We start from the raw sequence: 16863 nt of genomic DNA, 5'->3' as shown, positions 1-16863 counted from the left end.
TCTTCTTCTTTTCTTTCTTTTGTGAGTAGCAACCTTGTGTCTTTTTCTTTTCTTTCCGCTTGGCATAATTTTAATTTTTTAGTAACTAGTTAATATTCAGTTAATGTTCTTATTTTACTGCAACTTTAGTTTTTACTTTCTCAACAAAAGATTTTGAAGGTTTGAAAGCAGGAATGTTATGAGCAGGAATCTCAATTGCAGTGTTTTTAGAAATATTTCTTCCTGTTTTAGCAGCTCTTGTTTTAATGATAAAAGATCCAAAACCTCTTAGATAAACGTTATCCCCATTATACATAGAAGTTCTGATCTCCTGCATAAAAGCTTCTACAACTTTCTGTGTTTCATTCTTTTCTGTTCCCAACTTATTTGAGATGGTGTTTACCAATTCTGCCTTTGTCATTTCCTTATTTTAATTTTAAATTTTAGGTGTGCAAATTTAGTTAAAAAAATTGAATACTAGCAAATTAGTGGCAAAATATTTTTATTCAAATCGTTGAGCTTTTAATGTATATGCTATATTAAGGCAGGATTATAATAATTTAACAATAAAATAATCTAGCGGCATAAAGGTACAAAAAAAATAATGAACAAAATTTAATAAACGCCGGTAGCAATAGGTTCTGCAGGGTTTTCTTACTTTATATTAAGTATTTATCCCCCTGCTCAGTCTCTATCAGTTATCCGAAATTTTAAATTTTAAATCTTAAATCAGAATTTTTATAAACTGGAATTGTAATATCCGTTTTCTACGCAGAAGCGTATAAGGTGAAGCTTGGTTTTCAGTCCCAGCTTTTCTGTAAGCCGGTTGATATAAGTGTCAATAGTTCTTGTGCTCAGGTTAAGTTTTTCTGCAATTTCTTTATTACTGAATCCCTCATAGCAGAATCTCATCAGCTGGATTTCAGCCGGAGAAAGCTCTTCCTGACCCTTTTTCTGTCTGTCCATATATTCCTGCACCGCAAGAGGCTGCTGCTCCCATTCTTTAGAATACGTTTGGTAATCAAAGTCTTCGGAAGCAATACTTCCTTTAATAATATCCTTTATAATGGTGCTTTTTTTCTGGCAGTAATAGATATTAGGAATTTTTGAAAGAATTTCAGCCATATCTTCCTGATAAGTGCCGGAATAGGTAATAATAGGAGTTTCTGTGTTGTTTTTCCGGATGTATTTGATGGCTTCAATTCCACTTAATACTGGCATAAATAACTCAATAATGAACACATCCTCCTGTCTCCTGTAAATTCTGTTTACCAGCTCGTGTCCATTGTTACAGTCATTCAGAAGCATATAGAAAGGATTCTCCATGAGGGTTTTGATCATTATTTTTTTAAAATAAAAATCACTGTCAGCAATAGAAAAACGTACGGTATTAGATAATATTTTACTCATTCTTAATATCGATTTGGCGAATGATATTTAAAATTTAGAGGTCTAATTTATGAAAAACTTATCAAAGTGGAAATTAATATTAATTTAATCAGGGTTTTCACGAAACAGGTCTGGGGAAACTACGTATTGTGCATGAATTTTTTTTTTTATATTTTCACAGGCCAAACAAATCGCAAATTATGTCTTCTAACAGGGAAAAAAAATTAAACAAATCTGACGTCAGAATAGGCATTTGGAAGTTTATTCTGTCTTTTGTTGTTTTGTCGGTTGTCACTTTTACGTGCTTATTTCTCTTCTTTAAGAGTTATGATATACAACGTGAGGGGATCAGCCGGGAAGCTGAAGCCTATAAAGAACTGATGCTTAGAAGTGACGTTCTGAAAGATCACATTGATGATATTTATGACAAAATGAACCAGCTTAGTATTAATAAGGTGGAGAACGAGTTATTCCTCAGAACCAGCATTATGGATAACGTGAGAGATGCCAAAAATATTATGGGTAAAGACAGTGTGCAGAACTTTAAACATTATGCCATACTGATGAAGCAGATAGTGCCTATGATGACCTTAAAGGCTAAGATTATTGAGGTAGAGTATAAGAAAAAAACCGTTTTAAGGGATCTGGATGAATGTATGGGTAAAATAAAAGTAACCAATAATGAGCTTAGAAAAGACCCTACAAGAAATTTTACAGGAAGTAAAAGAAGAAGATAAAAAATAAAGATATGCAAGGACAAATCACATTATCAAAGAAAGAAAGGCATTATCAGTTTTTTTATTTAATACTGATGCTTGTGACTGCCATGTTATTTTTGGGAGTAATCTTTTTAAAAGGTTTTGTATCTCCATTTTCTGATGAAGATGTAAGAGGGATTCAGAATCTTGAACAGAAAGCTGAATTTGAGCATCATCAAAAAATTGTTATTCCTATCATGGACAGTACTTATACGATGATCACAAAGCTTACCGATGACAGTCCACAGCCTTTTATAGAAAATAATATTCAGTTAGGGGTTAATGATATCAACAGCTATTTTAGCAGTACCGATGTTATTGATATCAGAAAAGATGCCTATCCTCAGATTGCAAAATTCTATAAAATGTATTATGATGACAAAAAAGTTATTTCAACTACTTCAGAAGACATTAAAATTTTTCAGAAGCAGGTGGATGAATGCAGAATCGGATTCAAGGATAAACAAAATAAGCTTTATCAGCGTGAGCAGGATCTGAAGGCGAGAGTACAATAAATACTAAATACTAGGAACTTTACATAAAACACATCACAATTATTAACTATGAATTATTTTCAAAAGAACAAGAAAAACATTATTATCGGTGTTGTTGCAACTTTGCTCATCGCAGCATTGGTTGCTCTATGGCTGCAGAAAAAAGTTATCCATTCTGCCGATGATATTGTTGGGGTAGTTTATCCGTCTTCACTGGCGGTAGGTGACACACTTTTATTTGAAGACAAAACCCAGTTTGCGAAAACCAAAAGATGGAATTTCGGAGACGGTACAACTTCAGATAAAAACAGTGGGATTCACTTCTATAATAAACCGGGGTATTATCAGGTAAGTTTGATCGTTGACAATAAGTATACGAAATCTTTCCCTGTAATGGTAAGCGCAAGAAGCATTCAGAAAGCAAGAGATACTGCAAAAAGTGCAACTACTATTGAGGCTGTAGCTCAGGCTATGCAAAATGAAAGTGTATCTTTCCGTGCCATTTCTGATGCAAAAGTGTTTGCATGGAAATTCGGAGAAACAGGAAATACAGATTCTAAAGATAAATTTACGATCTATTCTTATAAAAAGCCCGGAGATTATGTGGTAACGCTATACACTGAAGAAAGCCAGGAACCTATCTATCACCATATCAAGATCCTTCCGGCTTATGATGCTCTTGCAGAAGAGGAAGTGTCAGTAGAAGATTCTTATGCTAGAGTAGATAGTGATTTCAAATATCACCTGCAGCAGATCGCCAATGGAAACAGTTTCAATATGCACTACAATTACCTGTTGAAAACTTATCTGTGTAATAATGAAAATACAGTAGTAAAGGTAAATGACAGCAAGGTAAACAATTTCTACATGTATTGTGCCGGTCTTCAGTTTGACAAAAACACGGTAATTCAGACTGTAAAAGTGAATCTGGATGATAAACAGGAGTGTGTAACTAAAGTAGAAATCAACCAAAGCAAATAATATCATCCGGCTTTTACGGATGCGCCAATCATTAAAGATAAAATAGGATGAAAAATAAATTTCCTCTAGCAGCATATTATATAGGGTTATCAGTATTATTGACGAGTTGCCAGGTAAAACTGCCGTCAAAGAAAACCCCGGAGCCATCACAGTATGGGCAGGTGGATGCTTCCCCTGTCGTTAACGGTTATCCTAAAAAATCAGCCCCATGGATCGTTATTTCAGACAGATCGAGAAATACGGCTTATCTGGATAAAGATGATGAGAAATCTTACAAAGAAGTAAAATTCCTTGAACCTTTAATGGTTTTAAAACATAGAGACGGAATGGTAAAAGTAGCGGAATATGTTCCGGATGCTTTAATGAAAAAAGTTTCGTCAAAATCCATCAAAACATATGGATGGATTCCGGAATCTGACCTTCTTCTTTGGAACAACGCTTTAAAAAGTGAAAAAACAGGGTATCCTGTAAGAGTAGCTGTAGTACCAAGTAACAGCGAAGTTATCAAAAGCGCTGAAAGATACTATAAGAATGACTCTATTATGGTGTTTAATTCACCAAGTCTTATTGAAACAGCCAATGTAAAGATTCCAAACGGACAAATTGTATATGTCTACAAGCAGGCTGAAAACAATAAACGATTTTTAGTAGGTAAAAAACCTTCCATTGATATAGACAGCATCGGCAAAGGACTTTACGGATGGGTAAGTTCTAACGTGATTTCCAGTTGGGGAGAGCGTTCTGCTATTAAATTGAAAAATACCACAGGGATCAACGATTCTACGTTAGGAATCTATGAAGGATATCCGGGAGGATCGGGATCAGATGCCGAAAATAAAAAAGCCATTCTTCTTACAGATGTTAACAAAAGAACACAGCTTGAGAATATATTTCCTGTAAACCTTCCATTGGAACAGGCTCCAACTCCGGATTCAAAAACAAAATATTTTACCAATATTTTAGATTACAGCAAGAACTTTGTATCGAACGTATTGGGTGAGCCTATTTATTTTGACCGTTACAGGGAGATCACAGAAAGAGACAAAAATATTAATATTGTTTTTGCATTGGATGTAAGTGCAGGAAATGCACCTTATGCACCCATTGTAAAATCATTACTGCAGGATCTTCAGCTTAGATTCGAAAAACCATCTTATTTTAACAATGTTAAATATGGAGTGGTTTTATATAAAAATAATCCTTGCGGGGAAAATATTGCTGTATCGAACCTAAGTGCAGACTACAGCAAAATGACAACATTTATTGATCAGAAAACGAATGAAATGAACTGCGCAAGCACTAGCGGGTATCAGCCGGTAGGAGAAGCTCTTACTGCAGCTGGGAACCTTCTTTCAAACGTACCTGATGAAACCAATATTGTAGTCACTGTAGGAACTTCTGCCAACCAAAGCGGAAATATGTACAGTGTGATCAGCTCACTTACCCAGGCTCAGGCAAGACTGATTATGTTCCAGACGAGTGCAAGATCATCTGATACCTATAACGATTTCGTATTGATGGCAGAAAATGTTGTTACCAATACAGCCAAAAATATTGCTGAACTTAAAAAACAAAAAATCATCGACCAGTATGATGTTCTTACCAAGAATAACTTCAGCCTGGTAGAAGGTGATGCAGGATTCTTCTCATTGGCATATCCTAAACAGAGTATGTCTCAGGGATTCGTTATCTTCCCTAAAAAAGGGGATATTACAACTCCAGGATTCCTGAAAAAATCTGTTGACAGCCTTATTTCGCAGGTTACTTTAGACAACCAGAATATTGATAAATCGCTTAATGAATATTTCCATTCATCAGTGGGAGCAGGAAAAACAGATGTTGATGTAAAATATAAATATCTGTATCCGGGTCTTACCAATCCGGTATCTGCAGGAATTGCAGCACAGCTGATCAACTACGGAAGCCCATTCCTTGTAAAAGGATACATCCCGAAAGATCTAAAAGATTATACTCCGGGAATAGAAAAAGGAATCCTTATTTCTGAAGCGGAATATGACAACCTAAAAGCTTTCTATACCGAAGTATACAGGAATACTCAGGCAGACCGTCCGGACTTTAATCAGTCAAGAGCAATAAAAGAGTATGTGAAGCTGCTGAAGAAATATAACCCGACTATAAAATTCCTTGATAAAGGAGATCTTTATGAGCAGCCAATGGCTTATGCTATTGGAATGAGTACAGGATTTGATCTTTCTGAAGAAGAACTGATGGCTAAGTACAAACTGAAAGGTTGGAAAAAATCAAAGGTTGTTCCTAGTGAAACCGTGAAAAATTATTTCTATCACTACAAAAATTTAGCAGACAGAATGCTTGCCAACAGAAATAATCCAGCTGTAAAGATTCAGCAGAACGGGCAGACTTTCTACTGGCTTAATGAATACTTTACACCTTCAAGAATTCCGACGGAACAACCGGAATACACAAAGCATTAAGAAATTCATTTTTTATAATATCAAAAGCAGGAGTACATACTTCTGCTTTTTTGTGTCCAAAAACCGGAAATGAAAAGTTGAAGTACATCAACCTTGAACCTTGAACCCAAAATTCACAGAAAAGCGAATTGACCATTCACAATTTACCTATAATTTCTCAATTATCTCTCTTAATAGTGTAAAACTGTTTTTTATCTTAAAAATGGGATTTAATTTAAAATACTGTGTTGGTGGGTGTTGTGATGTGGTGTTTAAATCTATTGTCGTAGAATTACGACAAGAAATCGTAGAACTACTACAATTTTTCAGATTTATATTGAAAAGTTTTTTTTAGCGAAATAGAGCCTCTATATTTGCTAAACAATCACCGAATCACAAAATATTACTAACGATTAAAATTTACTAATCATGGCCGAAAGAAATTCAAGAGGAATCTTAAAATTCAACAACGGTGAAGGACAGAAGCTGTTAAAAATGAATTACAGTGTGTCAAGATCTACAGACGTGTCAGGACGTGTAGCATCAGATCCTTCTAACGCATTAATAAAGGTTACAGTAGAAGCTACTGAGAAATCAGATATCCTTGAAAGCCTGTTAAACGGTAAATACAAACCGACTGTAGGAGAGATTACATTCAACAAATCTCACGAAGAAGGAACATTAATCACTTTAAACTGGCAGAACGGATATGTAATCCAGCATCAGGTAGATTTTGACGCTATTGACAGTAACAGCATGCTGATCAGCTTCGTAATAAGTGCCGAAACAATTGATTACGGTACTTCTCAATACGCTGGTCTATGGCCATCCAGCTAAAATTTACACACATTATCAACATTCATAAGAAAAAAGACTGTCCCTATTTATAAGGCGGTCTTTTTTTGCCTGGATGAGAAAACTTATACCAGAAAATTTTACTCTAACATATTTATATACTATCTGTTATATAAAATATTGTTATCTTTAATCAAACACAAAGCATATGAAAACCGAATCAAAGACAAAAGGATCTTCCTTCCGCCCGTCACAGAATGCAGACGGAATATCCGAGAATCATCATGCAGGAATCAACCGGCTGGTTAAATTGTCACTGGTTGTGGAAGGTAAAATTATTAAGTACTACAAACACTTCACTCTTAAACAGAAAGCCAGCCACCACCATGAATTCAGCCTTACCCTTGCCCACGACGCATTGGGAGACAGGCAGAGCCACACCCTTGAAGAAGCTAATAAATTTTTAGGAAAACGCCTTACTGCCGTTATTTCTTACAAAGATATTGAGAAAAGCCCTGAAAGAAACTTTGTGGGTATCATTACCAAAGTAGGATTCAGCCAGGAAAAAATGAGTCTTGGAAACATAGTGCTTTCCGGATACAGTCCAACGATTTTACTTGATGGAGCTCCGCATATTCAGAGTTTTGGCGGCGGGCAGCCCGTTAATATAGGGATTATCGCTGAAGAAGTAATCAAACAGGGAATTGATAAAGAACGATTTGATATAAGAATTGACGCAAATGATTATTCCCAGATTATCTACAGCAGCCAATACAATGAAACCCATTACAATTATCTGGCAAGAATGGCAGAAGCTTATGGGGAACAATTCTATTATGATGGCGAGGTAGTGCACTTCGGAAAACTTCCTCCACAGAATAAACCTATCAAACTTCTTTACGGAAGCAATGCAGATAACATTAGAGTAGAGTTAAAAGCTGTGCATACGAAACCTCAATATTATGGCTACAACAGCAGTAAAAATGAAAAGCTGACTTCCGGAGAAACTCCTGTAAGTCATATGGGCGACCTTGCCCGTACAGCATACAGTCATAACGATAAAATATATAAAACTCCGGCGCTTCAGGTTGCACCTATTAAAGCAACAACCCATCTGGATGTGGAGCACTCTCAAAGAAGCACATCAGGAAGTGAAGCAGTAAATGTATTTTCTGTTTCCGGATCTACAACAGTTCCGTTTTTGCATCCGGGATGTATTGTGGATATCCACATGAGAAAGCCGGACAGCAATGAAACATCCTATTTTACCAAAGTGATGGTAACAGAAGCCGTTCACGAAATTGATACGATCGGACATTATTCAGGAACCTTTGAATCTATTGCGGCAGATACTGGTTTCTTACCCAAACCGGAATTTACCACTCCCGCAGCACAGCCACAGATCGCCACCGTAATTTCAAATACCGATCCGGAAGGGCAGGGAAGAGTTCAGGTAAGATTTGACTGGCAGATGAATGATACCACCCATTTTGTCCGTGTAATGAGCCCTGATGCAGGAGGAACGGATCAGATCACTCAAAACCGTGGGTATGTAGCCATTCCTGAAGTTGGAGATCAGGTGATGGTTAATTTCGTACACAACCATCCTGACAGACCTTTCGTTATGGGAGGAATGTTCCACGGAGGAATTGGCCTTGGAGGAGGTGCAGAGAACCGGGTAAAGTCTATTCAGACGAGAAGCGGCCACAGAATCGTTTTTACAGAAGATGAAAGCATCATTATTACAGATAAAAGTGGTAATGAGATTCATCTGGATACAACGGGAAGCAATATTAACATTACAGCACCGGAAACAATTAATATTAATGCAAAAAATATAAATATAAGTGCTTCAGAGAATATTACTTCTACTGCCGGGCTAAATATTACCGAAGGAGCCGGAGTAAATCATATGAGTACCGCAGGAGGAATGATGATGCAGAATGCGGTATTGGATTATTCTTTAATGGCAGCTAATATTTTGAAAGTAGCAAAAGGTGATATCTCTTCTGAATCAACAAATGTGAAAAGAAATGCAACTAAAGATATAGAAGTTATTTCTGCTGAAGGTACCATTCATCATAATGCCCAGAAAGAAGTTAAAAATAATAGCGGAGAAAAAGGAGCTAACTATTAATCTGATATTATGGGAAATATTACAGAAATAGCAGGCGGAAAGATATCTGAATTATCAACCCAAGAGATTGAAAATAATGCCGGAAACTTTATAAGCAATTTTGCTTCGGGATTTGTTAAACAAAAAGGAGATCAGGCAGGGGTTACTTACGCAAATCCTCCGGGAGATGAAAGAAAAGTTAAAAATTCAATAAAAGGACTGGCTATTTTTCGGAGAAAAAGTAATTATGCTAATAAACCGGAATTTGGGTTTGATTGGTATGCCGGAGAAAATTACGAGACAGCCTATACTGAACCGCTTAATTACGAAAGTCTGGTATTGGATGGTGTTGATAGCCTTAAAAAAGAATATACACCTTATTTAAAATACATCTCTTTAGGAGAGTTTGGTTATATTAATGCAGGTTCTAACAGTGGAAAATCTGGTTTAAACATAAATGGAAAACCTTATTATGTTCCTTGGTTTTCTGGTTTTGCAAAGGACGAATCTGATAATAACAAGAGCTATGAACTTGAAGTTTTTTTCAATATTGAAGAACCTGTTGAAGGAAGAATCGAAATAGATAGCGGGAATGAAGGGATAGAATTAGAATTTACTGATGAAGGTAGTTCTGGTTTTGAAATTTCTGAAAGTACTCCAAACAAGTTTAGTAAAAATATTAAAATAACATTTTTAGATTATATAACGGAAAATACATGTATAATCATTACGTTTCATAAAAAGTCTGAGGAGGAAAAAGCCGAAGAAAAACAATGGAAGGAAGACAAGGCTGCAGGGAAAACAGTGAATTCAATGCCAACTATTTATATAACTGCAGGAGAATTGATGGGAGTGCTTAATGTGTATAACAACAGCATCGAATATGATTTAAATGTCCGTTATGTAAAAGTTCACTTTAATGGATGGATCAAAGTGGATGGATATGATGAGAAAATATATCTGTCAAAAAGAAACGGTACTGCCACACCTGATTATTTTGAAGATAAAGATATTATTAAAAGACAGCAGAAGCTACAGAAACAAAAAGCAGATCTTGAAGCCGAATTGGCAGAGGTGCAAAGTGGTAAAACAGGCTGGTTCAGTAGTAGCGAAGAAACATTGTTGAAGAAAATTGCAGAAAAAAATGAAGCTATTCTTAAAATTGATATTCAGAATAAAGCGAGATTAAAAATAAACCAGGAGTTGAATACCTATGAATTTAATACTTTAGAAACTAAATTCAGCAGTTCATTTTTGAAGACTTATGAACAAAAAATCAAAGATACCTTTGCTCAGACATTAAGTCATTTCAAAATCGATAAGGATGAGTATATGGAGGTAGATTTTGATGATATGGATGATGACTTATATTTGAAAAAAAATGGTGCTACCTGGGAATTAATGGAAGACGGAATATTTTCTGATAAAGGAGATGCAGGATATGTTCAAAACTATTTAGAAAAAATATATAGAAAAAATAATCCTGATTATGAAGATACCATTGTATTTTTTGTTCCTTTTGATATAGATGATTTATTTGGTAAATCTGAAAGTATATTTGCAGGTGCTGATAATGTAATTGTAGGGCCTGCCATCATGGCGAAAAAAGATTGGATAACGATCCCTCATGAAGTTGCTCACTCGTTAGGTCTGGCTCATTCTTTTCCTGATATGGGATCAAATAAATTTGCTGGCTTTGTTGAAGATGCTTTCAAACCAGGACACATGTTTAAAAAAGGAACTACAGAGAATGTAATGGATTATATTTATGGAGATGTTTTGATCACTTTTTGGAAGTGGCAATGGGATAGAATTCATAAGGACGCAGATGATATGAAAGCAATAGATAAATCGAAAAAAAATGAAACTGAAAAATAAGAAGTCAATCATCCTAAAGATGTTAGTTTTTATTGGCATAGTAATAAGTTGTCATTCAAATAGTCAAAATATGCAGGAATATAATAAAGAGGTTGAGAAGTTTAATACTAAAGAACTGTACCCAAACCAGGAGATTGCTTATGAAAAGAATGGAGATGTTGTACTGTTTTATACACCTGGCAAGCTGCATGAAATATATGCAAAGATTGATATTAAATCGCATATTTTTGATATACAAAATTCAAAATTTCTAAATACGGATGATCTGCTGGAGATTAACCATCTCAAATATTTTTCTCCCAAAAAGTATTCTACCTTTTATAAATATCCTATTGGAAGAAGCGGAACGGCAGGAGGTGATTTTTTTACACTCATAGAATTTAATGAACTTGGACTCATTAAAAGTATCGAAAAAAATCTCCCCGATGCTAAAAACAAATATTTATATCACTACAATAAATATGGGCAGTTACTGAGAATAGCTGAAGATAAAATGGTTGACAAAATCCTGCTGGAGAATACATATGATGAAAACGGAAGACTTATTTCTCAAAAGAAAGATACCAAAGATATACAGTCAGAAAGAGAATTTACTTATGATAAAAACGATCATATTCTAAAAGAAAACATAAAAGAAAAAGAAATAGCCCCTAATGGAAAAGTAGTAAAGGATGAAACTTATACCTTACTCTATCAATATAATAATAAAGGGCAAATCGTAAGGAAATATACTGAAAATGAAAATCATATTATTGAATTTCAGTATGACCTGACAGGTAATGTCCTCATGAGTGTTGTTGAATACTATGGAGCTTCAGATAAATCTGATACTAAAAAATGGGCGAATCACTTTACGAAGACAACCTATAGGTATGTTAAAGATCAGATTACCGAAGAGAAAAAGTATGAATATACGATTGTAAATGCTTCAGTTCTTGTAGATAAAAAATGGACTCCAATAACTGTTGAACAACAGAAAATATTAGGCTGGAAAAAATTTAAAGAAGAATCTGAAACACCGCTGTCAGGAATTGAAAAAAAATATAAATACGAACCAGAAGCGATTACTATAGAAATCAATACTTACAATTTTTCCAATCATTTTAAAAATGGCAAAACAGAAGTAAATAAAGAGCTTACCAACGCTGAAAGAATCAAGTTTACACTGGATCATAATGGAAAAATAACCCAGAAAGAAATTAATAATACCACAAAAAATACATCAGAAGTACAAGTGTTTTATTATTAGATTTCTGTAAATATATATCTTCAACAACTCTAACTATTAAATAATCAATATAAAAACAGCTTTTCATAAAAGCATCTCATAAAACTAAATAACCTTCAATTATCAATGAACAAAATCACGGATCACCTGAAATATTTCTCCAAGCTATCCGCAGCATTCATCCTCAGTATATTTAAAATTTATGCAATAGGGCTTATTTCGACTATTATTACCCTGGTATTGGGAATTTATATTTTATCTGATCGTTTAGGCCCATCAATAGGGCATACAGGAGCTATTGCATTTTTGATAACGACAATTAAGGCTAAACCTGTTTCAGCAAGTATTTTTTATCTGCTGATTATTATGGCTCCATTTTTAACCATTGTCTTTGCTTCAAAATATGCAATGTCTGTAGTAATCAGCAAGCTGCTTCAGGATCATTCCAAAACAATTGTAATTCCGTTTATAGATAAAGTAATTGGGATTTTTAAAGCCAAACAGCCAACTGTTATCCGTACAAGTGCTGATTTTGCAATCGCCAAAGTAAAACTTCTGAATGAATTCAAAAATAGTTCAGAAAACAAAATACTCAAACGGATTTTATCTTACGCTTTAAATAAAATAAAGTTTGATGAATTGAACCTGGGAGACGAAAATGCAGACTTTTCCGAAATTATAAAAACTACTCTGATTGAAAAATTGCATGAACTGGCAGAACCTTCGGCGATGTTATTCTATATCTACATAGGACTTCAGTGGATCAGTTTGATTTTATTATACTTTTTGAATATATAAAAACAAAAAAGAAAGTTTAGGTTAGTAATTTGTCACAAAACTTTACCAACAGAATCATGTTTAAAAACAAAAAAACACCGTTCTTACTTCTCTAATTGAAGAATTAACTATCTTTATCTCGTTTAGAATAAAATAATTAATTTTAGCTACACAAAAAAGAAGGACTTTTGATTCTCTGAGAGAAAGGGAAGAAAAATACAGATCAATACCATCAAATCTGAAACACATACAACAGAACGCAAATTATTAATATAAGAAAATTATAAATGGGAGTACTAGTAACCAACGAAACCGTAAAGCAGCTATTTCACATTGCTCAGTCGATAGCGAAGGAAAATTATAATGGAACCTATGGAGGCCCGCATATTCTGCAGGCTTTGATGCATAAAGATATCGGACTAAATGAATTCCTTAAAAGTATAGATAAAGATCCCGGTTATTTCTATGAATGGGCAGATGTCCGCATTGAAGAATACCCCAAAACCAACCATCTTCCGGATGAAGTAGGCCAGGATGATGCTGTGGATACCCTTGTAGAAGAAGCAGATGATATTCGTTTAAAATTAGGACTGGATGAGATCACACCCATCTGTATACTTACAGCCATTGTAAAACCACAAGTTGTATTTTCACTTCAGCAGCTGAAATCACTTCCGTTGAGAGAACATGAGATTTTCAATCTGTACAGAAAAGATACACCGTTTACCGTTTCAGAAGACGGTGATTTTTCGTCACTATTTTCAAATAACGGTTCAGACTATTCAGATTCTTCTTTTCCTTCCATTAAAAGCTACTGTGTAGACAGAACAGCACAGGCAAGAAAAGGAGAAATTGAAAATATCATTGGTAGAGACAAAGAACTCAGAATGCTGGTAGAAATTCTTTGCCGCAGAAGCAAACCGAATGTAATCATCATTGGTGAACCAGGAGTCGGAAAAACAGCATTGGTAGAAGGATTTGCTACAGAAATCATCAAAGGAAATGTTCCTGAAATGCTTAAAAATGGCACCCTTTTAGAGTTGGATACCGGAGCATTATTAGCCGGAACTTCTTATAAAGGCGAAATTGAAGACCGTCTGAAAAAAGTAATCAATGAATGCAAGAAAATTGAAAAAGCTATTCTTTTCATTGACGAAATTCATACCCTTTTAGATCCTAAAGGAAGCATTGGAAACGTTGCCAACCTTTTGAAGCCTGAGCTTGCCAGAGGAGAAATTACCGTAATTGGAGCTACAACCCAGGAAGAATACAGAAAAATTATAGAGCCGGAACAGGCTTTCAACCGTCGCTTTGAAGTTTTAACAGTGCACGAACCGGATGAAAAGACCTGTGTGAAAATGATTGACGTACTTCTTGATGGTTACAAAAAACACCACGGCATTGAAGTAGAAAAAACAGCCATTCCGGAATGTGTACGCCTGGCTAAAAGATATGCAAAAGGTAAAAAACTGCCCGATGCCGCTATTGATTTATTAGACAGAACAATGGCAGCCATCAAAATGCTGGATGAACTGTCAGAAAAAGAACTCAACAGCTGGAAAGAAAGCTATGATGCTATTTTAACAGAAGAATATACAGACAGTAAAGATAAAGCAGACGAGCTGATCTGGACTTACAATTTGTTAAGAGATAAAATAAGCCCAATCCTTTGGGGTTCGTTGAGTGAACAACCTGCTATTGACAATTCTATGCCGGTAGATCAGATTCAGCAGATTATTGAAGATACGTATGCCGAACTTCTACAGCATGCAGCGAAGAAAAGAGAAAAAGTAGACAGACTGGAGCTGGCAGCAGTAATGGCAGCCAAAACCAATATTCCAATCGGAAAGATCCAGGCTCAGGAAAAAGAAAAACTTTTGAATATGGAATCCCTTCTGCTAAACAGGGTAGTAGGACAGGATCACGCATTAAAAATCCTTTCTGATGCTATTGTTGAAAACCGAAGTGGATTGAATAAACCGGGACAGCCTATCGGATCATTCTTCCTTCTGGGACCTACCGGAACCGGTAAAACAGAGCTGGCAAAATCAATGGCAGAACTACTCTTCAATGATGAAAAGGCCATGGTGCGTTTTGATATGTCAGAATTTAAGGAAGAACATTCTGCCGCTCTCCTTTACGGAGCGCCTCCGGGATATGTAGGATATGAAGAAGGAGGTATGCTTGTCAATAAAATCAGACAACAGCCATATACCGTTGTTTTATTTGATGAAATTGAGAAAGCCCATCATTCAGTTTTTGACGTATTTCTTCAGATTATGGATGAAGGAAAAGTTCATGATAAATTGGGGAAAGAAGGAGATTTCAGCAATGCATTAATCCTGTTTACCTCCAATATAGGAAGCGAAGAAATTGTAAAACAGTTTGAAGAAGGAAAAGTTCCGGAATCATCTTCCCTGATGCAGATTATGTCAAATTCAGGACGATTCAGACCTGAGTTTTTAGCAAGAATTACAGAGATTATTCCTTTTGCCCCGATCACGGAATCTATTGCAGAAAGAATCTTTAATATTCAGCTGAAATCACTTCATACCTCACTGACAAGATTGGGAATTACCTTAAAAATCAGTGATGATGCAGTAAGAAACCTAGCGTTAGGAGGATTTAGCAGCAAGTATGGAGCAAGACAGATCTCAGGAGTAATCCGTGCACAGCTTGCCAGACCGATCTCTAAAATGATTGTTAGAGAAGAAGTAAAATCCGGCCAGACTATTCATGTAGATTGGAATAATGAGGAAGAAAAAACCAGCTGGAAAGTAGATTAATTAGGAAGCGAAAGGGTAAAAAAATAAATTTGCCTTTTTGCTTATAAATACAAATAAAATGAAAACCATTGTCAGAAATATTTTTACAGGCTTACTATTATTGGGAACTGTTATTAGTGTAAACGGACAGTTTCTTGCCGCTTCAGATACTTCGGAAAGCAGTGTGAGAAAATATAAGGGCATCATTAATGCCAATAAAGATCTTGTAGAATTTATTGAACAGTTACTTCTTCAGAAAGGTCTTCCCAAGCATTTAAGAAACCTGGCACTGATAGAATCCCATTTCAACAGAAATAGCACCTCCGGAGCCGGAGCAGTAGGTATATGGCAGTTGATGACTGCTCATGCTAACCAATACGGACTTACAGAACAAAATCGAACCGATGTTTATAAAAGTACAAAAACAGCTGTCATCTCATTAGGAAACCTTTATAAAAAATATAACAATTGGGTAACCGTTGTAGCAGCTTATAACTGTGGTGAAGGAAATATTGCCAAAGCGATGGAAGCTGCAGGTTCCTCTCAATATCACGAATTCTCTAAATACCTTCCCGGAGAAACCATTAATCATGTGAAGAAATACCTCAATGCATGCTATGCTACCGGAGAACTTCAGAGTGTTTTAAGTAACTATAATTCTTCAAGAATCAACAAAATTTTCTTTGAAGATGGAAACAGAAGAGCCGCCACTGAAGCTCTTTCAGAAACGGAAATTAATGCCGGATTCAACCTGAAAGTTGTCGCTGATGAACTTAATGTAGACATGGATAAAATCCTCACCTGGAATCCCGGTATTGTGGAAGAACTGCAGAAAAAAGGAGAAAGTCCTTTCTATCTTCCGGTTGACCTGATGCCTGATTTTCTGCTGAGAAAAAATAAAATACTGGTTCGTTCCATCAAAGAAGGAGCAAGCATTCAGCAGTAAATAATCTTAAATACAAAAAAATAGCAATCTGTTTTTAACGGATTGCTATTTTTTTTGGAGAATTGATCTGTTAAAATAGGCCAACTTTATACTAAAGAAATCTTAATATTTCTCACTCATGTGGAAAATTTTTCATTTTTTTGTTGTTTTTCAATAAGTTAAAATCCTTTACTGATGGCGTTTTAAGTGGGTTTGTTAAATCCATTGTAGTAGAATTACGACAAGAAATCGTAGAACTACTACAATTTTTCAGATTTATATTGAAAAGTTTTTTTTAGCACTAAAGAGCCTCTATCTTTGCTAAACAATCACCGAATCACAAAAT

General features: G+C 35.3%; 13 protein-coding genes. 11 read left to right on the top strand and 2 right to left on the bottom strand.

The features are described 5' to 3' along the window. Positions 1-109: 109 nt before the first annotated feature. Positions 110-400: an HU family DNA-binding protein gene (locus OL225_RS16935; protein ID WP_002984212.1), complete on the bottom strand. Its 291-nt coding sequence runs from the start codon at positions 398-400 to the stop codon at positions 110-112. A 317-nt stretch (positions 401-717) separates the two neighbouring features. Beyond that, positions 718-1389 (bottom strand): response regulator transcription factor, encoded by a 672-nt coding sequence (locus OL225_RS16930; protein ID WP_047373763.1) that lies wholly within the window; start codon positions 1387-1389, stop codon positions 718-720. Positions 1390-1568: 179 nt separating this feature from the next. Between OL225_RS16930 and tssO the strand changes: the two genes are divergently transcribed. From tssO to OL225_RS16875, 11 genes are all read left to right on the top strand, one after another. Next, on the top strand, positions 1569-2105 hold the full coding sequence (gene tssO / locus OL225_RS16925; RefSeq protein ID WP_047373765.1) for a type VI secretion system TssO: 537 nt from the start codon (positions 1569-1571) through the stop codon (positions 2103-2105). A gap of 11 nt (positions 2106-2116) precedes the next feature. Then, positions 2117-2641: a type VI secretion system transmembrane protein TssO gene (locus tag OL225_RS16920; RefSeq protein ID WP_047373766.1), complete on the top strand. Its 525-nt coding sequence runs from the start codon at positions 2117-2119 to the stop codon at positions 2639-2641. Positions 2642-2689: 48 nt separating this feature from the next. After that, positions 2690-3601 (top strand): PKD domain-containing protein, encoded by a 912-nt coding sequence (locus tag OL225_RS16915; RefSeq protein WP_047373768.1) that lies wholly within the window; start codon positions 2690-2692, stop codon positions 3599-3601. Positions 3602-3648: 47 nt separating this feature from the next. Continuing rightward, positions 3649-6054: a type VI secretion system protein TssR domain-containing protein gene (gene tssR / locus OL225_RS16910; protein ID WP_264519014.1), complete on the top strand. Its 2406-nt coding sequence runs from the start codon at positions 3649-3651 to the stop codon at positions 6052-6054. Between the two features lie 408 nt (positions 6055-6462). After that, the gene (gene tssD / locus OL225_RS16905) at positions 6463-6870 is read left to right on the top strand and encodes a type VI secretion system tube protein TssD (RefSeq protein ID WP_034697144.1); all 408 of its coding nucleotides are present in this window, start codon (positions 6463-6465) and stop codon (positions 6868-6870) included. A 166-nt stretch (positions 6871-7036) separates the two neighbouring features. Further along, on the top strand, positions 7037-8965 hold the full coding sequence (locus tag OL225_RS16900; protein WP_264519013.1) for a type VI secretion system Vgr family protein: 1929 nt from the start codon (positions 7037-7039) through the stop codon (positions 8963-8965). A 9-nt stretch (positions 8966-8974) separates the two neighbouring features. Continuing rightward, positions 8975-10822, top strand: coding sequence for a hypothetical protein (locus tag OL225_RS16895; protein WP_264519012.1), 1848 nt, complete (start codon positions 8975-8977; stop codon positions 10820-10822). A gap of 70 nt (positions 10823-10892) precedes the next feature. Continuing rightward, entirely contained in the window at positions 10893-12071 is a 1179-nt protein-coding gene (locus OL225_RS16890; RefSeq protein WP_264519011.1) for a hypothetical protein, read from the top strand. A 105-nt stretch (positions 12072-12176) separates the two neighbouring features. Beyond that, positions 12177-12848 carry a hypothetical protein gene (locus tag OL225_RS16885; RefSeq protein ID WP_264519010.1) on the top strand — a complete coding sequence of 224 codons (672 nt, stop codon included), beginning with the start codon at positions 12177-12179 and terminating at the stop codon, positions 12846-12848. A gap of 266 nt (positions 12849-13114) precedes the next feature. Further along, a complete protein-coding gene (locus tag OL225_RS16880; RefSeq protein ID WP_047373780.1) occupies positions 13115-15613 on the top strand; it encodes an ATP-dependent Clp protease ATP-binding subunit in 2499 nt (832 codons plus the stop codon). Positions 15614-15671: 58 nt separating this feature from the next. Beyond that, complete coding sequence (locus tag OL225_RS16875) at positions 15672-16538, top strand: lytic transglycosylase domain-containing protein (protein WP_047373782.1); 867 nt, start codon at positions 15672-15674, stop codon at positions 16536-16538. Positions 16539-16863 lie beyond the last annotated feature (325 nt).

It is taken from the genome of Chryseobacterium viscerum (assembly GCF_025949665.1).
GTDB lineage: Bacteria > Bacteroidota > Bacteroidia > Flavobacteriales > Weeksellaceae > Chryseobacterium > Chryseobacterium viscerum_A.
This window is presented reverse-complemented; position numbering and strand designations above follow the sequence as displayed.